We start from the raw sequence: 21,456 nt of genomic DNA, 5'->3' as shown, positions 1-21,456 counted from the left end.
CTGGTTGGTCTCGGTGGTGGACATGGCATCCCTTTCATGAAAGTGAACGATCGTTCAACTATAGCGCAGGAGAGGAAGCCTGTTGCGTACATGCCCGAATTACAACTCATGCGACAATGTCCTGACGTCCCCATCCATCACCCCAGCAGAGCGCCCCATGACGCACCCCGAATACATCCTGACCCTGTCCTGCCTGGACCAGCGCGGCATCGTCCTGCGCGTGGCCGGCTTCCTGGCCGAGCATGGCTGCAACATCATCGACTCCGACCAGTTCGGCGACCCGGAATCGAAGCTGTTCTTCATGCGCATCCACTTCGCGCTCGAAGATGCGAACGTCGCGGACGGCACCCTGCGCGCGGGCTTCGACGCCCTCTGCGCGCACCTGAACGCATCCGGCCAGCTGCACGACGCCGCGCGCAAGCCGCGCGTCATCCTGATGGTGTCGAAGATCGGCCACTGCCTGAACGACCTGCTGTTCCGCTACCGCAGCGGCCTGCTGCCGGTGGAGATTCCGGCCATCGTTTCCAACCACATGGACTTCTACCAGCTCGCGGCCAGTTACAATATCCCCTTTCACCACTTGCCGCTCGAGGCCGGCGCCAGCGAATCCGACAAGCTGGCGCAGGAAAGCCGCATCATCGAGCTGCTGGACCGGCACCAGGTCGACCTGGTCGTACTGGCGCGCTACATGCAGATACTGTCGCCGGGACTGTGCGAGGCCTTGAAGGGGAGGGCGATCAATATTCACCACTCCTTCCTGCCCAGCTTCAAGGGCGCGCGCCCGTATGCCCAGGCGCACCGGCGCGGCGTCAAGCTGATCGGCGCCACCGCCCACTTCGTCACGGGCGACCTGGACGAAGGACCGATCATCGAGCAGGATGTCGAGCGGGTCGACCACGCGATGAGCGTCGAGGCGCTGACGGCGATCGGGCGCGACGTCGAGAGCGTGGTGCTGGCGCGCGCGGTCAAGTGGTTCGTGGAACACCGCATCCTGCTGAACGGCGACAAGACCGTCGTCTTCAGCTGAACCAGAAAGATAAAGAATGGCCCTGAAAGCAACGATCTACAAGGCAGACCTCAACATCGCGGACATGGACCGCAATTACTACCAGGAGCACGCGCTCACCATTGCGCGCCATCCTTCGGAAACCGACGAGCGGGTGATGATCCGCCTGCTCGCTTTTGCCCTGCACGCGGATGAAGGCCTCAGCTACGGCAAGGACCTGTTCGACGTCGAGGAGCCGGCCCTGTGGCTGAAGGACCTGACCGGCGCCATCCAGACCTGGATCGAAGTCGGCCAGCCCGACGAGCGCCGCCTGATGAAGGCCAGCGGCCGTTCCGAGCACGTGGTCGTCTACAGCTACAGCGCCGTCAGCCACATCTGGTTCAAGCAGATCGCCAAGCAGATCGACCGCGCCCGCAACATCACGGTCGTGAACATTTCGGCCGAGTCCAGCGCCGCGCTGGAGCGTATGGCCAAGCGTAACATGCAGCTGCAGTGCACGATCCAGGACGGCCAGGTATGGCTGACCGACGGCACGGACACCGTGCAGGTCGAGCGCGAGACGCTGCTCGCGGAACGCAACTATTAATTGGATGGCTCAGTCATGAACCGACGTCTACTCGCACTGGCGCTGGCCAGCCTCGTTTCCCTGCCGGCGCTGGCCGCAGCCCAGGTCAGCGTCAGCGATCCGTGGATCCGTGCCACCGTGCCCCAGGCGAAAGTGGCCGGCGCCTTCATGCAGCTGAAGTCCGCCAAGACCGTGAAGCTGGTCGAGGTGAAGAGCCCGGTGGCCGGCCGCGTCGAGCTGCACCAGATGGCGATGGAAGGCCAGACCATGCGCATGCGCGCGGTCGAGGCCATCGAGCTGCCGGCCGGCCAGGCCGTGAACCTGGCCTCGGGCGGCTACCACGTCATGCTGTTCGACCTGCAGCGCCAGCTGAAGGATGGCGAGCAGGTGCCGCTGACGCTGGTGGTGCAGGACGCCGCCGGCAAGCGCGAGAACGTCACGGTGACGGTGCCGGTCAAGCCGCTGACCTATACGGCGCCAGCGGCGCATTGATATCGTGGGCACGTGGTGCCCACCCTACGGTCGACATGGCGGGCGCAGGGTACCCACGCAGTGGCAGAATTCGTAGGGTGGGCACCCCGTGCCCACGCAGCGGGATCAGCGCGGCGCCGGGCCAATGCGGCGCGCGCCGCCCGAGCCGATCACGGTCTTGCTGACCTGCGGGTCGCCGTAGTAGTCGACGCCGCCGGAGCCGGCGACCGTCAGGTCCAGGTTGCTGCTCACCCACAAGGTGGCATTGCCCGAGCCGGCCAGGTTGACGCTGGCCTTGTCGAGGCGCACCCGCGCCATATCGATGGTGCCGGAACCGCCGATCGACGCCGACAGGCTGCGCGCAGCGCCTTCGTTCACTTTCAGGTCGCCGCTGCCGCCCAGGTTGACGCTCATGGTCTCGCCCTCGGCCTTGCCGACCTTGACGTTGCCCGAGCCGCCGACGTCGAACTGCACCCGCGAGCCGGCGACGCGGTCGGCGTCGATGCTGCCGGAACCGCCGAGCGCCAGGCGGTCCACGCCGCGCGTCTGCACCACGATCTTCAGGTTGCGGGTGTCGAGGTTGACCTTCTTCTTGCCGCGGATTTTCAGGGTGCCATCCTCGACCACGGTCTCGATCAGAGGCAGCAGGTTGTCGTCGGTCTCGATGCTGAGGCCTTCGCTGCTGCCGGTGCGGACCTCGACCTGGCCCGGCAAGGCCATCGACAGGCCGTTGAAGTGGGCCACCTGACGCGTTTCGCGCTTGATCCTGCCGTTGCCCTTCACATGTTCGCTGTTGCCGAAGCCCCAGTCGAAGGCGAGGGCCGGCGGTGCGCTCCCGGCGCCCACGGCGGCGGCGAGGGCGCAGGCGGCCAGCAGGCGGCGGCGGGAGAGGCTGTTGGTCATGGGTGTTCTCCTTTGTTGTTGTTGACGGTGATCGATGCATGCATCTTAAGCAAGCCGGCCCGGCCTTGCACGCAATTTGCGACGGAATGCATTGCCGGCCTCCCAGGGCGCGCATGGCGGGAGCAAACGGCGCCGGCCTTCGCAAGCCCAGCCGTTTTCGCTACAATCCCCGGCTTTTTTCCATTCCTTCCCGATTCATGAATCCCCTGCTGTTCTTCATCGCATTCGGCGCCGGCATTGCCGTCTCCTTCCAGGCCGCCATCAACAGCCAGATGGCGGCGGCCGTCGGCGCCAATTCCGTGGTGGCCGCCCTGATCTCCTTCCTGTGCGGTACCGCTGCGCTGGCCGTGGTCGCCTTCGCCCGCGGCGGCCTGCCCGACGCCCTGGCAGCCCTGCCGCAGCAGCCGCTGTGGAAGTTCTCCGGCGGCTTCCTGGGCGCCGCCTTCATCTTTTGCACCGTGATGCTGGTGCCGCGCATCGGCCTGTTGAACCTGGTCGTGCTGGTGATCGCCGGCCAATTGATCACGTCGATGGCGATCGATCACTTCGGTCTCGTCAACGTCGCCATGCGCAAGGTCTCGACCCTGAGGATGCTGGGCGCGGCGGTCATGATCGTCGGCGTGGCCCTGGCGCTGTTCGGCGACCGCATCGCCGCGGCGCTCGATCGGTGATCTGTTGTAAGTTTTTCACACGAAAAAATCTCTTTCCAAGTGGAACTTTCTGGCGCTGCTGGTTTTATAATTAATGCATCGTAAGTTATTACTTCACTCATCGACCGCCCGATGGAATACCACCAGTCCTCGCAGATCCCCACTCTTTCGTATATCGAAAACGAAGACCATCCCGTCTTCGGCACCCTGGTCGAGCAGATCCTGCACCTGCTGAACTCGAAGCTGGTGTTCTCGGACATCATCATTCACCAGAACAGCCCGCTGATGCTGCGCCAGCCGAAGGGCCTGGTGGCGGTGACGGATTCGCCGATCACGAAGGAGGAGCTGGAAGAGTTCTTCGACGTCATCGAGCCGAACTGGGCCGAACGGATCCAGGAGCGCGCCTTCGACCGTTCGATCGACCTGCACACGGCGCGCATCCGCGCCAACTGCTTCAGTTTCCAGGGCAAGAAGCGCCTGGGCTGCGTGATCCGCCGCTTCCCGAAGGAGCCTTTGCTGCTTGCCGAGCTGGGCCTGCACCCGGACGAGCAGGAATTCGCGCGCATGACGAGCGGCCTGGTCCTGATCATCGGCGACACCTGCCAGGGCAAGTCGACCACCATCGCCTCGATCCTGGACGAGATCAACCGCCAGCGCTCGGGCCACATCATCACCATCGAAGACCCGGTCGAGACCCTGATCCCGCAGCGCAAGTGCATCATCACCCAGCGTGAAGTAGGCGTGGACGGCGACGTCGACAGCTACTACCTCGGCGCCCTGGACGCGCTGCGCGAGCGCCCGGACGTGATCGTCATCGGCGAGATCCGCGACGCCCAGACCGCCCAGGAAGCGCTGGCGCTGGCGGAGAGCGGCCCGTTGGTGCTGGCGACCCTGCACGCGCGCTCGACCGAACTCGGCCTGCAGAAGATGCTGCGCCTCCTGGGCAATTCCGACGCCCAGGGCCAGGCCCTGGCCCACGCCCTGCGCGGCGTGCTGTGCCAGGCGCTGCTGCCGTCGAAGCAGGGCAATCGCTACCACCTGGCCACCGAGTGCCTGAGCATCAGCCCGGCCGTGGCGGGGATGATCGAGCAGGGCGACCTGGGCGCGATCCGCGCGCACATGAACGCCGGGCGTGAGCCGGGCTGCCATACGATGAACAGCGTGCTGGAAGGCTTGCTGGCTTCGCACAAGGTGGATGTGAACGATGCGCGGGCGGCAACCACCGACCGGATCGGGTTTGCGGAGATGGTTTGATACTGTCGTAGGCAGGTTCGAAAATGGAAGCCCCGGGAGATCCTCGGGGCTTTTTTGTAAATGAACCTTCAATCCAGCGGCACCGCGCGGTAGCCATTGACCTCAGGCGCCGTCACCATCCGCGCATTGTTGCCCCAGCTGGCCCGCACATAGCTCACCACCGCCGCCACTTCCGCATCGTCCAGCACCTGGCTGTAGGGCGGCATGCCATAGGGCCGTGGATTGCCCCTGGTCGCCGGCGCGAAGCCGCCATTCAGCACGATGCGGATCGCGTTGACCGGCTCGTCCATCAGCAGCGTCCGGTTACCAGCCAGCGGCGGATAGGCCGGGGCGCCGTCTTCGCCCACCGCCCCGCGGCCCTCCTTGCCATGGCAGTCGGCGCAATGCTGCTCGTAGACTTTCCCGCCGACCTGCATGAGCGCCTGTGGCGGCGCGGCGGCCGGCTGGCGTTCTTCCTGTGCCGCGGGCAGCGAGCCCAGGTAGGCCGTCAGCGCGGCCATGTCCTGCTGCGACAGATGCTGCAGGCTGCGTCCGACCACTTCCGCCATCGGCCCGTACACGGCGCCGTTCGGCGACACGCCCGTCTGCAGCAGCTGCGCCAGGTGCGGATCCTTCGACGCCAGCGAAGGCGCGTACCAGCCCAGCACCGGAATCAGGCCGCCGTGCAGTCCCTGGCCGCTCGCGCCCAGCTGGTTGCGCGGGCTGTGGCAGGCCGCGCAATGGCCGAGGCCTCCGACCAAGTAGGCGCCGCGGTTCCAGTCGGCGCCGCGCGCCGCATCAAGCCGGTAGACGCCGGGCTTGAAGTAGAGCAGGCGCCAGGCCGCCAGCGCCGCCTGGCTGTCGTAGGGGAAGCGCAGCGTGTGCGGCTGGTTCTGCCGGCGGGCCGGCGGCAGGCTGCGCAGGTAGGCGAACAGGGCATCGGCGTCGTCGCGTGAGACCTTGGTGTAGCTGGGGTAGGGGAAGGCCGAGTAGAGCAGGCGGCCATTTTTCCCGACGCCGTTGTGCAGGGCGTTCCAGAAATCGTCGGCGGTCCAGGCGCCGATGCCGGTGTCGCGGTCGGGCGTGATGTTCGGCGCCATGACCCGGCCGAAGGGCGTGTCGACCGCGCGTCCGCCGGCGTAGGCAGCGTCGCCACGCGCCGTGTGGCAGGCGGCGCAGTCGCCGGCTTTCGCAAGGTAGGCGCCGCGCGCGATGTTGTCCGCGCTGGACGCCCAGGCCTCCGGCGAGCGTGCAGGGATGTGCTGCGCGCGCGGCCAGGCGGCCAGCGCGGCGCCGATCAGCAGGACCAGCAGCACGCCGAGTGCGATCAGGAGGCGGCGCTTCATGGCTGCTGCTCCGGTGCGCTGCCGCAGGCGAGCGGCAGCTGACGTTTCAGCGATGGCGCCGGGGTTGGGTCAGCCGGCAGCGGCTCGCTGGCCAGCCAGGCGGAGATCGCGGACACGTCGGCCAGGCTCAGGCGTTGCGCGATCGTCCCCATGCAGTCGGGCGCCAGCGCATGGCGGCTGCCGTTGCGCCAGGCGCCGAACTGGGCGTTGATGTAGTCGCGCGGCAGGCCGGCCAGGCCGGGGATGGCGGGCAGGGCGCCGGTCAGGCGCTCGCCGTGACAGGCGATGCAGGCCGGCACCTTGAGGGCGGTGTCGCCGCGCGTGACCAGCTGGCGTCCGCGTTCCAGTTCGGCGGCCGGGAGACTGGCGCGGTCGAGTACCGTCGCCGGCGCGTGCTGCGTCGAAAAGTAATCCGCGATCTCGTGCAGGTAATCGTCGGACAGGTGCTGGACCATCCAGGTCATCAGCGGAAACTGGCGCCGGCCGTCGCGGAAATTCGTCAGCTGGTTGTACAGGTAGCCGGCAGGCTTGCCGGCGATGCGCGGGTAGTACTGGCGCTGGCCGCCGGAGCCGATTGCGGCCGGGGGCGTGGTGGCGCTGCCGTGGCAGGCAATGCAGGCGGCCAGGCGCTGGGGCAGGTCGCCGGGAACCCGCTGTTGCTGGGCCAAAGCCGGCATTGCTGCCATCCAGATGAAGATGCCAGCCAGGAAAGCAGGGTGTCGGATAAAGCCTCGCATTCGTCGGTCCCCGTGCGTTGTTTTGTCTATCACGCAATATTGTAATCGAATAAACGGCGGGAACGCCTGCGGCGGCGATGGGTGCTAGCGCGTATCCTGCCAGGTGCGCAGATAGGCCTGCAGCGCCTTGATTTCGTTCTCATCGGAGATGCCCCAGAAGCGCATTTTCGTGCCCGGCACCAGCCTGGCGGGATCGCGCAGGAAGGCGGCCAGGCTGCGCTCGTTCCAGACGATGCCGGAGGCTTTCATCGCATCGGAATACACGAAGTCGGGCGTTGCGCCGGCGCGGCGGCCGAACAGGCCGTTCAGCTGCGGGCCAAAGCCGGCACGGGCGTTGGCGCCGACCTGGTGGCAGGAGGCGCATTGCTTGAACACGCGCTCGCCGGTGGCGGCGTCGGTGCCGGATGGGGCGCAGGCTTGCAGTAGCGGGAGCAGTAACAGGAGGGAAAGAAACTTCATGCCGCGATTATAGGCGGCGGGCCGGATTCAGGCCTGGGCCTGGGCCTCGGCTTCCGCGCGGGCCTTGGCCGCATCGCGCGCGGCAAGACGGGCCGCATTCGCGACGGCAGTGTCGGCGGCGGCCGCGAAGTGCTCACGCCAGTGACGGTAGATGCGCAGGGCGACGTGGGCGTCGTCGGCCGCGTACTGGATCTGCTGTTCGGACAAACGGGGCATGGCCCAGTTGGTGGTGGTGATGCGGCGCGACTTCTGCAGGCGCTGGCCGAAGAAGCGTGCGACGGCCGTCTTCGCGCCCCAGGCGTTCTTTTCGCGCGCTTCGGGTCGGCGCAGGGCGGTGGCGAGGTCGACCACGTTGCGGGTCTCGATGCCGAGCTTGGCGCGCAGGCGGCGCAAGTCGTCGCCGAGGCCGAAGCCGACTTTCAGAATCGTCGGCGACTCCAGCACCGGGCGCAGGACCTCGACGCACAGGGCAACGCCCGGCGAAGACGGCGAACCGATCTGGAACAGCCAGGCGTTCGTATCGTCGGCCAGCTGCACCAGGTGCGGCCCGGTCGACACTTCGCCTTTCTGGAAGGTCGGCTTCGACTCGGTGTCGAAGCCGATGGCGTCACAGGCGAGCAGGGCTGCCAGGGCGGCTTGCACATCCTCCCTGGTCCGCACCAGACGCACCCTGGACAGTGCGATGCCCGTGTAGGGCGGAAGCGTGTCCTCGGTGTCCGGTGCGTTTTCGCTCATCCGATCGCTCATTTGATCAATTCGAGTCGCTCGAATGATTATTTCTTCGAGAACTTCGAGGCCAGCTGCTCCAGTTTTTCCTGGCGCTTGCGGTCGGCTTCCTGCTGGGCAGCGGCGTCGCGTTCGGCTTTCTTGCGCTCGGCTTCTTTCTTGAAGCGCTGCTGCAGCAGTTCCTTGGCGTGCAGGCGGTGGGTGTCCGTCACCTCGGCGCCCGGCTTGCCGTCCAGGTCGTAGCGCACGCTTGCCTTTTCCATTGCGCGCAGGTAGCGCATCGAACCGGTGTGGATGCCCAGCGCGGCGCGCATCAGCTTGCGGTTCAGGCTGGGCATGCGGGCCAGCAACTGCTTGTCGATGCCGATCTCGAGCGGCAGGCAGTTGCGGAAAGCCTCGAATTCCTGTTGCAGCTGCTTGAGCAGGGCGCGCGGGGAGTCCGCGGCAGGTGCTGCGCTTGGTGCGGCGGCCGCAGCAGCAGCGACGGTTTCCGGTGCGCCCTCAGCGGCGGTGTTTTCGTTGGCCTCAGGGGTTTCGGCGACGTTACTAATCGTATTCATTGACTTCATGGTAAGAACAGGAAGCGGAAGGATAGCATGGCAAGGCGGTCAATGTACCGCTGAGCCGTGTAAGGGTTCGTCGTCGCTGCCGGCAGACCGTGATTTCCTTCGTGTGCGGCGGGCGCGGCAGCAAGAAATCGTGTATGATCCGCCCCTTTCCTTGCGTACGGCTTGCGCCGACGCAGACGGTCAGGGGTCGGATTATCAGCTGGGGACTATGTGAATTTGTTATATCCATTATCGGATATTTCAATTATCACTAAATCTTTCCCTAGTGCATAATATGCCTGTCTCCTCTATTTCTCTCTTGGGAAAATAGCTCAAGCCCGTTCCTTGACGGGCTTTTTTTCGTTCCGACATGCTAAACCGCGATCTCAACCACAAACCGACTTGCCCTTGCCACCCGCCCACGCATCCTGGCGCCGCCCCTTCCGGCCGCGTCAAACGCCAGGCCGGCAACGCGGTCAAATGTGCTTGATATCCGGGCCGTCTGCCCTTAGTTAGGGCCATCCCGTTATTCCTTGCCAACGGGTCCGCAAGCGGACCAGGTGGCTTATTGACTTCGCAGGCGCGCATCTCGCCTCGACTGGAGAATGCTAATCATGAAAAACACCGCCAAGACATTGACACTGACAGCGAAAAAGGCGCCGGCAAAGAGCACGGCCCAGCTGGCAGTGCCGAAAACCGCCACCTCCTACTTCCTGGAAACGGAAGCGGCGGCCAAGGTCACGGTGGTTAAAACGCGTTCGCGCCTGGCTTCGCTGAAAGCAGCCCAGGCCGAGCAGGCTGCCGAAGTCCAGGCAGCGCAACTCCAGCCGGAGCAGTTCGATCGGTCCGCCGCTGCGGAAGCCGCCGCCGCAGGCGCGGAAGCCGCCGAAGTTGTCGCCGAGACCCTGCACGAGGCCGCCCCGGCCGTGGCGCCGGTCGCCGCGGTCGCTGCTGTTGCCGCCGACGAAGCCGATATCATCCCGACCCCGACGACGCCTGCCGCGCCGCCGGTCATCGTGCGCAAGCGCACCTCGAAGCTGGCCGGCCTGAAAGCCGCCGCCGCTGCCGAGTCGACCAACGAAACCGCGTCGGCCGCCGCGCCTGTCGCCGAAGCGCCGGCCGCCGCCGAAGAAGCCCCGGCCCCGCGCGTGGTGCGCACCCGCACCCGCCGCATCGAGCCGGGCGCATCGGGCGCCGCCGCGCCGGCCGCGCCGACTGGCACCGTCAGCACCACCACCGACGCCGCCGCGCTGGCCGCGATCGACACCTCGGGCTACCTGCTGCCGCAAGTGAAGGTTCCGGGCCGCCGCGGCCGCAAGCCGAGCGAGTTCGTGCCGGAGAACGACGAGATCGCCGCACTGAACGCGGTCGAGCGCGCCGAAATGAAGGCCGCCTCCAAGCTGCGCGAGCGCAAGGCCAAGGGCATCCCGGGCATGCTGGGCGCCGAGCAGGGCTTTTCAAGCGAGGAACTGGAAAAGCGCCGTACCCAGCTGAAGAACCTGATCAACATGGGCAAGGAGCGCGGCTACCTGACCCATGCGGAGATCAACGACCAGCTGCCGGAAAACATCATCGATCCGGAACAGATCGAAGGCATCATCGCGACCTTCAACGACATGGGCATCGCCGTCTACGAGCGCGCCCCGGAAGCGGAAATGATGCTGCTGTCGGACGCCGTCGTGACCCCGACCAGCGAAGACGAAGTCGAGGCCGCCGCCGCGACCGCGCTGTCGACCGTCGACTCCGACTTCGGCCGCACCACCGATCCGGTCCGCATGTACATGCGCGAAATGGGCGCAGTGTCGCTGCTGACCCGCGAAGGCGAGATCGCGATCGCCAAGCGCATCGAAGAAGGCCTGAAGGACATGGTCCAGGCCATCTCCGCCTGCCCGGTGACGATCTCGGAAATCATCGCGCTGTCGCACAAGATCGCCAGCGACGAGCTGAAGATCGATGATGTGGTCGACGGCCTGATGTCGCCGGACGAAGGCGCCCCGGCCGCCGCGCCGGTCAGCGCGGCTTCGGACGACGAGGAAGACGAAGAAGAGATCGAGGACGAGGAAGAAGAAGGCGGCACGGGCGGCAGCGCCGCCGCCGGCTACTCGGCCGAGCAGCTGGCCGCGCTGAAGAAGACCGCGCTGGACAAGTTCTCGCTGATCGAAAAGCAGTTCGACAAGATGGGCCACGCCTTCAAGTCGCAGGGCTACGGCTCGGCGCCTTACGTGGCGGCCCAGGAAGTGATCTCGACCGAGCTGCTGGGCATCCGCTTCACCGCCAAGATCGTCGAAAAGCTGTGCGACACCCTGCGCGGCCAGATGGACGAAGTGCGTTCGATCGAGCGCGCCGTGCTGGACATCTGCGTCAACCGCTGCGGCATGCCGCGCGCCCACTTCATCAAGGTCTTCCCGGGCAACGAGACGGACCTCGAATGGGTGCAGCGCGAAGTCGATTGCGCCTACCCGTACAGCGCCGTGCTGTCGCGTAACGCGCCGGCCATCATGGAACTGCAGCGCCGCATGATCGACCTGCAGGCGCGCGTGGCGTTGCCGCTGGCCGACCTCCGCAAGATCAACAAACAGATGGCGGCCGGCGAGAAGCGCGCCCGCACCGCGAAGCGCGAAATGACCGTGGCCAACCTGCGTCTGGTGATCTCGATCGCGAAGAAGTACATCAACCGTGGCCTGCAATTCCTCGACCTGATCCAGGAAGGGAATATCGGCCTGCTGAAGGCGGTCGACAAGTTCGAATACCGCCGCGGTTATAAATTCTCGACCTACGCGACCTGGTGGATCCGCCAGGCGATCACGCGTTCGATCGCCGACATGGCCCGCACCATCCGCGTGCCGGTGCACATGATCGAGACGATCAACAAGATGAACCGCATCTCGCGCCAGATCATGCAGGAAACCGGCAGCGAGCCGGACATGGCGACCCTGGCGGCCAAGATGGAGATGCCGGAATCGAAGGTGCGCGAGATCATGAAGATCGCGAAAGAGCCGATCTCCATGGAGACCCCGATGGGCGAGGACGGCGATTCGCAGCTGGGCGACTTCATCGAGGACAACGCGACCCTGGCCCCGCTGGAAGCCGCGATGCACGCCTCGATGCGCGGCGTGATCAAGGAAGTGCTGGACTCGCTGACCCCGCGCGAAGCCAAGGTCCTGCGCATGCGCTACGGCGTCGAGATGTCGAACGACCACACGCTGGAAGAAGTCGGCAAGCAGTTCGACGTGACCCGCGAGCGTATCCGCCAGATCGAAGCCAAGGCGATGAGCAAGCTGCGCCAGCCTTCGCGCTCGGACAAGCTGAAGACCTTCCTGCAGAACCAGTAAGCCTTACCGCATTTGCAGCACAAAAAGCCCCGGACCTGAAAAGGCCGGGGCTTTTTTTATGCACGCTCGTGCCTAACGATAATAAGTTGTCACATTACGTTGTGCCATCAATACACAATTCCAGAAATGCGATGTTGTTTCTGCATGGAAATGCATGAGGCGCTGGAGTCACCCGGAACACTCATGGATACTGACGCCATCTCCCACCAATAACACGCACCCGATGGCCCACGCAGCTCCGCTTTCCCTGCTCCTCGCCGCACTTTGCCTGCCGTTCTGCGGCGCCGCTCACGCCGCCGAGGACGATTCCATTTCCACCGACCGTCCCGATTTCGTCGAATCCAGCCAGGTGGTCGGCAAGGGCCGGGTCCAGCTCGAGACCAGCGTCCAGTGGGACCGCCTGCGCGGCGACAGCCAGGAGCGCACATTCAGCACGCCGACCCTGCTGCGCATCGGCGTGGGTGACAGCACCGAGCTGCGCATCGAGACCGACGGCCGCAACGTGGCGCATGCCAGCGATCCGGCGGGCGGCGGGCGCACGGTGTCGGCCGGCTACAACGACACCGCGATCGGCGTGAAATGGCACCTGAAGGATGGGCAGGACACCCAGCCCTCGCTGGGCGTGCTGCTGCATGCCGACCTGCCGAGCGGCAGCCGCGAACTGCGCGGCCATGGCGTGCGCCCCTCGCTGCGCCTGGCCGCCGAATGGGACCTGCCGCAGGACATGTCCTTCGGCGTGATGCCGGGCCTGGCCGTCGACAGCGACGATAGCGGCGCCCGCTACGGCTACGGCATCCTGGCGGCGACCCTGGGCAAGGAACTCAACGAGCGCGTGCGCGGCTTCGTCGAACTGGCAGCGCCGCAGATCGCGCGCGCCGCCCACGGCGGCACCCAGCTGAGCTTCGACACCGGCCTGACCTATTTGGTGAACAAGAACGTGCAGGCCGACGTGCTGCTGACGCACGGCCTGAACCGCCGCACGCCCGACCTGAGCGTGGCGGTCGGCCTGTCGATCCGCATGTAAGAACGGAACCCAAGATGAAAACGATCAGCATCAAACTGCGCCTGCTGGCTTCCAACCTGGGCGCGATCGCCTTCGTGGTGCTGGTGGGCGGCATCGGCTACTTTGGCGTCACGCGGCTGGACGCGGCGATGGACCGCATCACTGGCAACGGCGCCGCAATGAAGGACCAGATGTCCGCCGACCAGGCGCACGACGCCCTGCGCGCGGACGTGCTGGCCGCGCTGCTGGCGGGCGCCGACGGCAGCGCCGAAGAGCGCGAGGCCGCCAAACGCGACACCGCCGAACACATTGCGCTGTTCCGCAAGCTGATGGGCGAGATCGACAAGGAAACCACCGATCCGGCGCTGCGCGCGGCGGTCGACAAGGTCCGTCCCGATGTCGACGCTTACCTGCAGAGCGCCGAACGCACCGTGGCGCTGGCCCTGACCGACGTCGCCGCGGCGCGCCGGGCCCATCCGGCGTTCATGGCGCACTTCCGCAAGCTCGAAAAGAGCATGGGCGAGCTGAGCGAACTGATCGAGGCTGCTTCCACCGCCACCCGCGATGCCGGCGACGCCACCGTCAACCAGGCCGAGCGCAATATCGCCATCGCCGCAGTGCTGGCCGCGCTGGTGATGCTGGTGACCGGCACGATGCTGTCGCGTTCGATCAGCCGCCAGCTGGACGAAGCGATCGGCTTTGCCGGCCGCATCGCGGAAGGGCGCCTGGACGCCGATATCGAGGTCAGCGAGGGCGACCGCACCGAAACCGGCCAGCTCAAGCGCGCGCTGCGCAGCATGCGCGACAGCCTGCGCCGCATCGTCGGCGAGGTGCGCGGCGGCACCGATTCGATCGCCACCGCGGCCGGCCAGATCGCGGCCGGCAACAGCGACCTGTCGAGCCGCACCGAAAGCCAGGCCGGAGCGCTGGAGGAAACCGCGTCGTCGATGGAGGAACTGACCTCGACCGTGCGCCAGAACGCCGACAATGCCCGCCAGGCGGATCAGCTGGCCCATTCGGCCTCCGAGGTTGCGAGCCGCGGCGGCGAGGTGGTCGGCCAGGTCGTGCAGACCATGAGCGCGATCGACGCGGCCGCGCACCGCATCGTCGACATCATCGGTGTGATCGAAGGGATCGCCTTCCAGACCAATATCCTGGCGCTGAACGCGGCGGTCGAAGCCGCGCGTGCCGGCGAGCAGGGCCGCGGCTTCGCGGTGGTGGCGGGCGAGGTGCGCAACCTTGCCCAGCGCGCCAATAGCGCGGCGCGCGAGATCAAGGGCCTGATCGACGATTCGGTGCACCAGGTCGACCTCGGCAGCCGCCTGGTGGGCGACGCCGGCAACACCATGCGCGAGGTGGTCGACAGCGTGCGCCGGGTAAGCGACGTCATCGGCGAAATCAGCGCCGCCAGCCGCGAGCAGGAAGACGGCATCGGCCAGGTCAACCGCGCGATCGTCGAAATCGACAGCGCGACGCAGCAGAACGCCGCACTGGTGGAGGAGGCCAGCGCGGCAGCCAGCGCCATGGAGCAGCAGGCCGAACAGCTGCGCCGCCTGGTCGGCAGTTTTACGCTGGAGACGGATGGCGCCGCACCGGGCGTGCAGGCTGCGCCAGCGGGCAGGGCGCGGCTGGCGCTGGCCTGAGGCCGCCAGGGCTCACCATCAGTTCAGCGTATAAGCAGCCGGCCCCAGCTTGCGCAGCAGCGCGATGTTGGCCTGCTGCTCCTTTGTGAACTGGCCTATCATCTCGGCGGCGGCTTTCTTGTCGACCGCCGTTTCCATGCCCAGGTACATCGAGCCATGCGCGATGGCGTAGCCGGACAGGCCGAATTCCCTGGGCGTCAGTCCGTATTTGGCCAGCTTGGCCTTCACCCCCGGCTTGGCTTCGATCGCGCGGATGTAGTACTCGACCGGCAGCATGCCGTCCTTGCGATACTTGTCGGTTTCCTTTTTCTCCGCCTCGGTTTCTTCCATGTCGCCCAGCTCGTGGGTGGCCGCCTTGACCTTCTGGACCAGTGCCGGCGTCAGCACGAAGTGTTCGTCCGGGGTGCCGGCCCATGCGGGCGCGCCGCACAGCGAGAAGGCGAGGATGGCGGCAGCGGCGATGCGGATCGAAGTCGGTTTCATGTTCTTGTCCCTGATGGTTGGAATGGGCGCGATTCTACGGCCGGGAAGGCGCCCACGGACGGCCGACGCCGCGCTTCCCCCACAGGTGGTGTGCTGCCGTTTCGGGAAATTGCAATCTTGCAATCAAGCATGTTAGGATATTTTTAATTTAACATTCCGTATGGGCAGGATATGGCTGAGCTCGAGGTCGCAAAGCATGGCAAGAACGTCATCCATTTGATGGCGAAGAAGGAACACAAGCTCGCCCACAAGATCCGCGAGGTGGCCCTCGAGATCGCGATCATCGTGTTTGCCGTCAGCATGAGCATCTGGCTGCATGGGCTGAGCGAGCATCATCACAAGCAGCAGGAGGTGAAGACCTTCCTGCTGGGCTTGAAGGCGGACCTGGAAGCCGACGTCCGGCAGCTCAACAATCTCAAGGAAGGGTACCGGGGCTTCGACGCAAACTATGCTTACCTTGCCGGCCTCGATCCCAAGCAGCAGCCGGACTGGGATAAGTTCAAGGAAGCCTATGCTAAGAGCGAGGCGAATTGGTACTTTATCCCGGTCAAGAGCCGCTATGACGGCTTCCAGATGAGCGGCCGGCTGACCAACATCGAAAACGAGAAGCTGCTGACCGGGATCCTCTTCCTGTACCAGATGGAGCTGCCGCAGATCCAGACCTCGGAAGGCGGCTGGAATACGCGCCAGCGCAAGCTGCGCGAGTACCGCGAGGACCAGCTCGAAGGCGACGACGAGCAGTCGCTGTTCCGCGTGACGACCACGCCGAAGGGCAAGCGCCTGCTGCGCGCCATGAGCAGCGCGCCGCAGCTGTACGAGCGCTACCAGGACTATATCGACCAGAGCACGCGGATCATCAAAATGATCGACGAAGCCTATCCGGACCAGGCAGCAGCCAGGGCCCACTGAACACGGCCAGCGGCGTTTGTTCAGAGGCCCATCATGAGGGCGACGAACAGTCTCTTGTTCGCGTCCAGGATCCGCGTCAGGCCATCGCGCGGCCCATATGGTTGAGTTATGGAAAAGGCAAGTAATTTCATTGGAAGCGGTAAATATCGCGACGTAATCTCTTGAACGGATGGCAAGCCCGGGTGCCATTCACACAACAACTTCAAGAGAGAGAGACGACAATGAAAACAAGCCCCATCGTCGCCGCGCTGGCGGCAGCCCTGCTGGCGTCCGCCGCTTTGGCGCCGGCAATCGGCCAGGCCCAGGACACCCAGGCTTCCCCGAAACATGAACTGCGCGGCGTGTGGGTCAGCACCCACCTCAGCCTGGACTGGCCGAACCGCACCCAGACCCCGGCCCAGCAGCGCGCGGCGCTCGCCGCCATCCTCGATCACAACAAGGCGACCGGCATGAACGCCGTGTTCTTCCAGGTGCGCAGCCAGTCCGACGCCATGTACCCGAGCGAGCTGGAACCCTGGTCGTACTACTTGACGAATAATCAGGGCAGTGCGCCGGCGCCGTTCTGGGACCCGCTGGCCTTCGCGATCGAAGAGACGCACAAGCGCGGCATGGAATTCCACGCCTGGATCAACCCCTACCGCGCGGTCGCCAACACGGCCACCGAAACGAACACCGCGCAGTACGCCAGCACCCACGTCTCGCGCACCCACCCCGAATGGATGCTGACGGTCGGCACCGTGAAGATCCTGAACCCGGGCCTGGCGCCGGTGCGGGACCATGTCAGCCGCGTGATCCAGGACATCGTCGGCCGCTACGACATCGACGGCCTGCACTTCGACGACTACTTCTACCCGAGCGGCACCATCGCTGACGATGCCGCGTACAATGCCGACCCGCGCGGCTTCGCGGCGACCACGGCCGGGCGCGCCGACTGGCGGCGCGATAACATCAACATGCTGATCGAGCGCGTGGGCGCGGAGATCCGGCTGGCCAAGCCCTGGGTCAAGTTCGGCGTCTCGCCCTCGGGCATCTACCGCAGCAGCACCGATCCCGCAGTCGGTTCGCCGACCTCCGCCGGCGCGTCCCAGCATTACGTGACGAACTTCGCCGACACCCGCAAGTGGCTGCGCGAAGGCTGGGTCGACTACCTGGCGCCGCAGGTCTACTGGTACATCGGCCAGGCCGGCTCCGACTACAAGCTGCTGGTCCCGTGGTGGAACGACAACGCCTTCGGCCGCCACATCTACATCGGCCTGGCCGACTACAAGATGGGCACGGCCGGCTGGACCAGCCCGACGCAGATCGCCGACCAGATCGCGCTGAACCGCGCCAACGGCAACGTGTTCGGCCAGATCCACTTCCGCCACGCCTTCCTGCAGGCCGATCCTCTTGGCTACCGCACGAGCTTGAAGCAGACCACCTACCGTGCGCCGGCGCTGCCGCCCGCGATGGCCTGGAAGGGCAGCGGCGCGCCGCTTGCGCCTTCGGCACTGGCTGCCGCCGCGGCCCCGAACGACGCGGTGCAGCTGATGTGGACCGCGTCGCTGGACGCCGGCGACGAACTGGAAAAGGTGCGCCGCTACGCCGTCTACCGCTCGGACACGCGCGAGTTCGACCTCGAGGCGCCGGGCAAGATGATCGGCCTGACCGACGGCGTGGCGCCCGGCTTCGTGGATGCGAACGCCGGCGCCGGCAAGTACTGGTACTACACCGTCACCGCCGTCAATCGCCTGAGCAGCGAAAGCGCGCCGGCCGCGCTGGCAACCAACGACCACGAGCCGCCGGTGGTGAGCACCCGCGCCGTTACGCGCACCCTCGCCAACGGCCAGGCGTCTATTACCGCCCAGGACGTCGACGGCGGCAGCACGGACAACTGGGGCATCGAGTCGCTCAGCGTGAGCCGCTCGAGCTTCAGCTGCGCGGACATCGGCGCCAGCAAGGTGATGCTGACCGCTGTCGACAAGGGCGGCAATTCGGCGTCCGGCGAGGCCACGGTGAACGTCGAGGGCAGGGTGCCGCAGCCTTCGATTCAGGTATCGCGCAGCGGTACGGAGACCGGGCTGCCGCTCGATACGATCGCGCTGGGTTATGGCGCGCAGACCCTCAGCCTCGGCGCCGTCGATGCGGGCGGTGCGGATAGCTTTGTGTGGACGCCTGCTGCGGGCTTGTCGGCCACCGGCTCGAATGCGAGCTTCGCGCCGAACGGTGCCGGCAGCTTCACGCTGACCGTGCTGGCGACCAGCGAAAACGGCTGCGCGGCGAGCACCACCAAGACGGTGAACGTGATCGAGGCGCGCTGCGGGAACAAGGGGGACAAGGTCCTGGTGTGCAATGCGACCGGGTCGGCGAGCAATCCGGGCAGCCAGGTGTGCGTGAGCGAGAATGCGGTGCCGGCGATGTTGAAGAAGGGGGCGAAGCTGGGGGCCTGCGGCGAGTAAACGTCGTCCCCGCCTGCGCGGGGACGACGTAACACTGATCAGCCGGTATTGCGCAACCCAGCCGCCACCCCATTGATCGACAAGTGAATCCCCCGATGCACCCGCGAATCGATCTGCTCCGGATCCTTGGCCAGCGCCCGGTGCCGTTGAATCAACTCCACCTGCAAGTGGTTCAGCGGGTCCAGGTAGGCAAACCGGTTCTGGATAGACCGCGCCAGCAGCGGGTTCGCAGCAAGCCGTTCGGCATTGCCGGTCACCTGCTCCAGGCAGCGCAGGGTTTCGCCATACTCGGCCGCGATGCGCTTGAAGATGCTCTCGCGCAGGGCGACGTCCGGCACCAGCTCGGCGTAGCGGCGGGCGATCGGCAGGTCGGTCTTGGCCAGCACCATGTCCATGTTCGACAGCAGGGTCGCAAAGAATGGCCACTGCTTGAACATCTCCTGCAGCAGCGCCAGGCGTTCTTCGCGATTGCCGTCCGCCAGCCAGCCGGAGATGGCCGCGCCGAAGCCGTACCAGCCCGGCAGCAGCAGGCGGCACTGGCCCCATGAGAAGCCCCAGGGAATCGCGCGCAGGTCTTCGATGCGCCGGGTCGACTTGCGCGAGGCCGGGCGCGAACCGAGGTTCAGCTCCGCGATCTCGGCGATCGGCGTGGCGGCGAAGAAGTAGTCGGTGAAGCCCGGGGTCTCGTACACCAGGTTGCGGTAAGCCTTATAGGCACGCTCGGACAGCTCCGCCATCACCGCTTCGTAACGCTGCAGGCGCGCCACCTGTTCGGGGTCTTCGCCATGCGGCATCAGGCCCGCTTCCAGCGTGGCCGCCACCAGCAACTCCAGGTTGCGGCGGCCGATCTCCGGGTTCGAGAACTTCGAGGAGATGATCTCGCCCTGTTCGGTCAGGCGGATCTGGCCGTTCACGGTGCCCGGCGGCTGCGCCAGGATGGCGTCGTAGCTCGGGCCGCCGCCGCGGCCGACGGTGCCGCCGCGGCCGTGGAACAGGCGCAGCTTGACGCCGGCCTGCTCGAACACCTTCACCAGCTTCAGCTCGGCCTGATACAGCTCCCAGTTGGAGGTCAGGAAGCCGCCGTCCTTGTTCGAGTCCGAATAGCCCAGCATGACTTCCTGCAGGCGGCCCTGCTGTTCGATGAGTTCCTTCACGATCGGCAGCGCCATCCACTCGCCCATGATCTCGCTGGCGCGCTGCAGGTCGGGGATGGTCTCGAACAGCGGGATCACCATCACGTCGCATTGCTTCTCGTGTTCGCTCACGCGCAGCAGGCCGGTTTCCTTCTGCAGCAGCAGGACTTCCAGCAGGTCCGACACGGTTTCGGTGTGCGAGATGATGTAGTTGCGGATCGCGCGCGCGCCGTAGCGCTGGCGGATCTCGCGCGCCGCGCGCAGCACGCCCAGCTCGGACTGGGTCTCGTCGGAGTAGTCGGCATAGGGCGTGTAGAGCAGGCGCGGATGGGCGATCTCGGCCAGCAGCAGCTTGACCTTGGCCGCTTCGTCCAGCTGGGCGTAGCCGGCTTCGACGCCGGCATGCCTGAACAGCTCGGCCAGCACGCGCTCGTGGATGTCCGAGCTCTGGCGCATGTCGAGCGAGGCCAGGTGGAAGCCGAAGATGGCAGCAGCGCGCAGCAGGCCGGCCAGGCGCGGCTTGATGAGGATGGCGCCGTGGTTGTTGGCCAGCGAATCGGCCAGCACCTGCAGCTCGGCCTGGAACTCGGCCGGGCCGCCGTAGGCATCGGCGTGGCCGACTTCCTTGCGCAGCGGGTTGGTGGCGCCCAGGCCGCGCGCGGTGGCGGCCAGGCGCGCGTAGATGCCGATCAGGGCGCGGCGATAGGGTTCGTCGCTGCGGTGCGGCGAGTTGTCGGGAGAGGCCGCCGCCAGCGCTTCGAGGGCGGCGTCGGCCGGCACCAGCAGGGTCGAGGTCGACAGCTCGGCGCCAAGCGCGTGCACTTCGTCCAGGTAGAAGTCGAAGATGGTGGTGGCGTGGCGCACCAGCGCGCGCTGCATGGTGCCGGCGTTGACGTTCGGGTTGCCGTCGCGGTCGCCGCCGATCCAGCTGCCCATCTGCAGGTAGGTGGCGCCCTTGGTCGACACCTGCAGCTCCTCCTCGATGTCGTCGTACAGGGCCGGCAGCTCGCGCAGGAAGGTGGTGCGGTAGTAGGACAGGGCGTTCTCGATCTCGTCGGCCACCGTCAGCTTCTCGTAGCGCAGCATGCGGGTCTGCCATAGCGTCGCCACGCGCGCCTGCAGCAGCATCATGTTGTGGGCGCGCTCCTTTGGCGTCAGCGGCAGGTCGCGCTCGGCCAGCAGGCGCGCGATGTCGTGCTCGGCGTCCAGGGTGGACTTGCGCTGCACTTCGGTCGGGTGGGCCGTCAGCACCGGCGAAATCAGGGCTTCGCGCAGGAAGCTTGCTGCCTGTTCGCGATCGACGCCGGCGTCCTCCAGGCGCGTCAGCGCGTAGGCCACGCTGGCCGGCTGGGCTTGCGAGCCGGCCAGCTGGTGGGCGCGGCGGCGGCGCACGTGGTGCTGGTCCTCGGCGATGTTGGCCAGGTGCGAGAAGTAGGAAAACGCGCGCACCACCGAGTTGGTCTCTTCGCGCGTCAGCTTCTTCAGCAGGGTGGTCAGCTCTTCGCCGGCCTGTGGGTCGTCCTCGCGGCGGAAGCGCACGGCAGTCTGGCGGATGGTCTCGACCACGTCGAACACGGCCTCGCCCTCCTGGTTGCGCAGCACGTCGCCCAGCAGGCGGCCGAGCAGGCGGATGTCTTCTTTCAGCGGTGCGTCCTTGTCGAGGGACGGATCAGGAATGGATGCAGGGGCCTGGACTTGCGGGGCAGCCAGGGGATCAGGGTTTGCAGCTTTGTTCATAATCGAGCACAGGTTGAATGTTCGGGGGTCCCAAAAGGGGCTCTCGTGTACAACGTTGCCATGGTGGATGCCACGGTTCTGCAAGGGGCCGCATGCTAGAATTTGTGGTTACAGGCATGCCGCCAACCGGCGCC

Annotated in this window: 18 protein-coding genes; 10 read left to right on the top strand and 8 right to left on the bottom strand. The window is 66.2% G+C overall.

Going from position 1 to position 21,456, the window contains the following annotated elements; genetic code table 11:
* Nucleotides 1-157 precede the first annotated feature (157 nt).
* The 3 genes from purU to AC07PE_RS22330 are packed head-to-tail and all read left to right on the top strand — an operon-like array spanning nucleotide 158 to nucleotide 2,063.
* Complete coding sequence (gene purU / locus AC07PE_RS22340) at nucleotides 158-1,027, top strand: formyltetrahydrofolate deformylase (protein WP_498768573.1); 870 nt, start codon at nucleotides 158-160, stop codon at nucleotides 1,025-1,027.
* 16 nt (nucleotides 1,028-1,043) lie between these two features.
* Entirely contained in the window at nucleotides 1,044-1,592 is a 549-nt protein-coding gene (locus AC07PE_RS22335) for a YaeQ family protein (RefSeq protein ID WP_498768571.1), read from the top strand.
* 15 nt (nucleotides 1,593-1,607) lie between these two features.
* Nucleotides 1,608-2,063 (top strand): copper chaperone PCu(A)C, encoded by a 456-nt coding sequence (locus AC07PE_RS22330; protein WP_498768569.1) that lies wholly within the window; start codon nucleotides 1,608-1,610, stop codon nucleotides 2,061-2,063.
* A gap of 105 nt (nucleotides 2,064-2,168) precedes the next feature.
* On the opposite strand, the gene AC07PE_RS22325 is transcribed toward AC07PE_RS22330, so the two are convergent.
* Nucleotides 2,169-2,945: a head GIN domain-containing protein gene (locus AC07PE_RS22325; RefSeq protein ID WP_498768567.1), complete on the bottom strand. Its 777-nt coding sequence runs from the start codon at nucleotides 2,943-2,945 to the stop codon at nucleotides 2,169-2,171.
* Between the two features lie 197 nt (nucleotides 2,946-3,142).
* On the opposite strand from AC07PE_RS22325, the gene AC07PE_RS22320 reads away from it, so the two are divergent.
* Together AC07PE_RS22320 and AC07PE_RS22315 are read left to right on the top strand one after the other, a co-directional pair.
* Nucleotides 3,143-3,616 carry a DMT family transporter gene (locus AC07PE_RS22320; protein ID WP_498768565.1) on the top strand — a complete coding sequence of 158 codons (474 nt, stop codon included), beginning with the start codon at nucleotides 3,143-3,145 and terminating at the stop codon, nucleotides 3,614-3,616.
* Nucleotides 3,617-3,727: 111 nt separating this feature from the next.
* A complete protein-coding gene (locus AC07PE_RS22315; protein ID WP_498768563.1) occupies nucleotides 3,728-4,849 on the top strand; it encodes a type IV pilus twitching motility protein PilT in 1,122 nt (373 codons plus the stop codon).
* A 68-nt stretch (nucleotides 4,850-4,917) separates the two neighbouring features.
* Here AC07PE_RS22315 and AC07PE_RS22310 read toward each other — a convergent pair whose 3' ends face one another.
* The 5 genes from AC07PE_RS22310 to AC07PE_RS22290 all read right to left on the bottom strand — a co-directional run bounded on the left by AC07PE_RS22310 (nucleotide 4,918) and on the right by AC07PE_RS22290 (nucleotide 8,656).
* Nucleotides 4,918-6,174 (bottom strand): c-type cytochrome, encoded by a 1,257-nt coding sequence (locus AC07PE_RS22310; RefSeq protein ID WP_498768561.1) that lies wholly within the window; start codon nucleotides 6,172-6,174, stop codon nucleotides 4,918-4,920.
* On the bottom strand, nucleotides 6,171-6,911 hold the full coding sequence (locus tag AC07PE_RS22305; protein ID WP_498768559.1) for a c-type cytochrome: 741 nt from the start codon (nucleotides 6,909-6,911) through the stop codon (nucleotides 6,171-6,173). The genes AC07PE_RS22310 and AC07PE_RS22305 overlap by 4 nt, the downstream gene beginning before the upstream one ends.
* Nucleotides 6,912-6,995: 84 nt before the next feature.
* Nucleotides 6,996-7,370 carry a c-type cytochrome gene (locus AC07PE_RS22300; RefSeq protein ID WP_498768557.1) on the bottom strand — a complete coding sequence of 125 codons (375 nt, stop codon included), beginning with the start codon at nucleotides 7,368-7,370 and terminating at the stop codon, nucleotides 6,996-6,998.
* A gap of 27 nt (nucleotides 7,371-7,397) precedes the next feature.
* The gene (locus AC07PE_RS22295) at nucleotides 7,398-8,105 is read right to left on the bottom strand and encodes a 3'-5' exonuclease (RefSeq protein ID WP_498768555.1); all 708 of its coding nucleotides are present in this window, start codon (nucleotides 8,103-8,105) and stop codon (nucleotides 7,398-7,400) included.
* 38 nt (nucleotides 8,106-8,143) lie between these two features.
* Nucleotides 8,144-8,656 (bottom strand): ProQ/FINO family protein, encoded by a 513-nt coding sequence (locus AC07PE_RS22290; RefSeq protein ID WP_498768554.1) that lies wholly within the window; start codon nucleotides 8,654-8,656, stop codon nucleotides 8,144-8,146.
* Nucleotides 8,657-9,258: 602 nt separating this feature from the next.
* Here AC07PE_RS22290 and rpoD point away from each other — a divergent pair.
* The 3 genes from rpoD (at nucleotide 9,259) to AC07PE_RS22275 (ending at nucleotide 14,622) form a co-directional block, all read left to right on the top strand.
* A complete protein-coding gene (gene rpoD, locus AC07PE_RS22285; protein WP_498768552.1) occupies nucleotides 9,259-11,976 on the top strand; it encodes an RNA polymerase sigma factor RpoD in 2,718 nt (905 codons plus the stop codon).
* A gap of 223 nt (nucleotides 11,977-12,199) precedes the next feature.
* Complete coding sequence (locus AC07PE_RS22280) at nucleotides 12,200-13,000, top strand: transporter (RefSeq protein ID WP_498768550.1); 801 nt, start codon at nucleotides 12,200-12,202, stop codon at nucleotides 12,998-13,000.
* A 14-nt stretch (nucleotides 13,001-13,014) separates the two neighbouring features.
* Nucleotides 13,015-14,622 carry a methyl-accepting chemotaxis protein gene (locus AC07PE_RS22275; protein WP_498768548.1) on the top strand — a complete coding sequence of 536 codons (1,608 nt, stop codon included), beginning with the start codon at nucleotides 13,015-13,017 and terminating at the stop codon, nucleotides 14,620-14,622.
* An 18-nt stretch (nucleotides 14,623-14,640) separates the two neighbouring features.
* On the opposite strand, the gene AC07PE_RS22270 is transcribed toward AC07PE_RS22275, so the two are convergent.
* Nucleotides 14,641-15,105: a hypothetical protein gene (locus tag AC07PE_RS22270; RefSeq protein WP_498768546.1), complete on the bottom strand. Its 465-nt coding sequence runs from the start codon at nucleotides 15,103-15,105 to the stop codon at nucleotides 14,641-14,643.
* Nucleotides 15,106-15,276: 171 nt separating this feature from the next.
* On the opposite strand from AC07PE_RS22270, the gene AC07PE_RS22265 reads away from it, so the two are divergent.
* Nucleotides 15,277-16,014, top strand: a complete 738-nt coding sequence (locus AC07PE_RS22265; RefSeq protein WP_498768544.1) for a hypothetical protein — start codon at nucleotides 15,277-15,279, stop codon at nucleotides 16,012-16,014.
* Between the two features lie 221 nt (nucleotides 16,015-16,235).
* Complete coding sequence (locus tag AC07PE_RS22260; RefSeq protein WP_498768542.1) at nucleotides 16,236-18,452, top strand: family 10 glycosylhydrolase; 2,217 nt, start codon at nucleotides 16,236-16,238, stop codon at nucleotides 18,450-18,452.
* A 38-nt stretch (nucleotides 18,453-18,490) separates the two neighbouring features.
* Here AC07PE_RS22260 and ppc read toward each other — a convergent pair whose 3' ends face one another.
* Nucleotides 18,491-21,322 (bottom strand): phosphoenolpyruvate carboxylase, encoded by a 2,832-nt coding sequence (ppc, locus tag AC07PE_RS22255; RefSeq protein ID WP_498768540.1) that lies wholly within the window; start codon nucleotides 21,320-21,322, stop codon nucleotides 18,491-18,493.
* Between the last annotated feature and the right edge of the window lie 134 nt (nucleotides 21,323-21,456).

Source organism: Telluria sp. GW821-FHT07G12 (assembly GCF_059418525.1).
This window is presented reverse-complemented; position numbering and strand designations above follow the sequence as displayed.

Excerpts from the sequence above, each read along its gene's own strand:
- purU (WP_498768573.1), top strand. The coding sequence starts at position 158 with ATGACGCACCCCGAATACATCCTGACCCTGTCCTGCCTGGACCAGCGC.
- AC07PE_RS22335 (WP_498768571.1), top strand. The coding sequence starts at position 1,044 with ATGGCCCTGAAAGCAACGATCTACAAGGCAGACCTCAACATCGCGGAC.
- AC07PE_RS22330 (WP_498768569.1), top strand. The coding sequence starts at position 1,608 with ATGAACCGACGTCTACTCGCACTGGCGCTGGCCAGCCTCGTTTCCCTG.
- AC07PE_RS22325 (WP_498768567.1), bottom strand. The coding sequence starts at position 2,945 with ATGACCAACAGCCTCTCCCGCCGCCGCCTGCTGGCCGCCTGCGCCCTC.
- AC07PE_RS22320 (WP_498768565.1), top strand. The coding sequence starts at position 3,143 with ATGAATCCCCTGCTGTTCTTCATCGCATTCGGCGCCGGCATTGCCGTC.
- AC07PE_RS22315 (WP_498768563.1), top strand. The coding sequence starts at position 3,728 with ATGGAATACCACCAGTCCTCGCAGATCCCCACTCTTTCGTATATCGAA.
- AC07PE_RS22310 (WP_498768561.1), bottom strand. The coding sequence starts at position 6,174 with ATGAAGCGCCGCCTCCTGATCGCACTCGGCGTGCTGCTGGTCCTGCTG.
- AC07PE_RS22305 (WP_498768559.1), bottom strand. The coding sequence starts at position 6,911 with ATGCGAGGCTTTATCCGACACCCTGCTTTCCTGGCTGGCATCTTCATC.
- AC07PE_RS22300 (WP_498768557.1), bottom strand. The coding sequence starts at position 7,370 with ATGAAGTTTCTTTCCCTCCTGTTACTGCTCCCGCTACTGCAAGCCTGC.
- AC07PE_RS22295 (WP_498768555.1), bottom strand. The coding sequence starts at position 8,105 with ATGAGCGAAAACGCACCGGACACCGAGGACACGCTTCCGCCCTACACG.
- AC07PE_RS22290 (WP_498768554.1), bottom strand. The coding sequence starts at position 8,656 with ATGAATACGATTAGTAACGTCGCCGAAACCCCTGAGGCCAACGAAAAC.
- rpoD (WP_498768552.1), top strand. The coding sequence starts at position 9,259 with ATGAAAAACACCGCCAAGACATTGACACTGACAGCGAAAAAGGCGCCG.
- AC07PE_RS22280 (WP_498768550.1), top strand. The coding sequence starts at position 12,200 with ATGGCCCACGCAGCTCCGCTTTCCCTGCTCCTCGCCGCACTTTGCCTG.
- AC07PE_RS22275 (WP_498768548.1), top strand. The coding sequence starts at position 13,015 with ATGAAAACGATCAGCATCAAACTGCGCCTGCTGGCTTCCAACCTGGGC.
- AC07PE_RS22270 (WP_498768546.1), bottom strand. The coding sequence starts at position 15,105 with ATGAAACCGACTTCGATCCGCATCGCCGCTGCCGCCATCCTCGCCTTC.
- AC07PE_RS22265 (WP_498768544.1), top strand. The coding sequence starts at position 15,277 with ATGGCTGAGCTCGAGGTCGCAAAGCATGGCAAGAACGTCATCCATTTG.
- AC07PE_RS22260 (WP_498768542.1), top strand. The coding sequence starts at position 16,236 with ATGAAAACAAGCCCCATCGTCGCCGCGCTGGCGGCAGCCCTGCTGGCG.
- ppc (WP_498768540.1), bottom strand. The coding sequence starts at position 21,322 with ATGAACAAAGCTGCAAACCCTGATCCCCTGGCTGCCCCGCAAGTCCAG.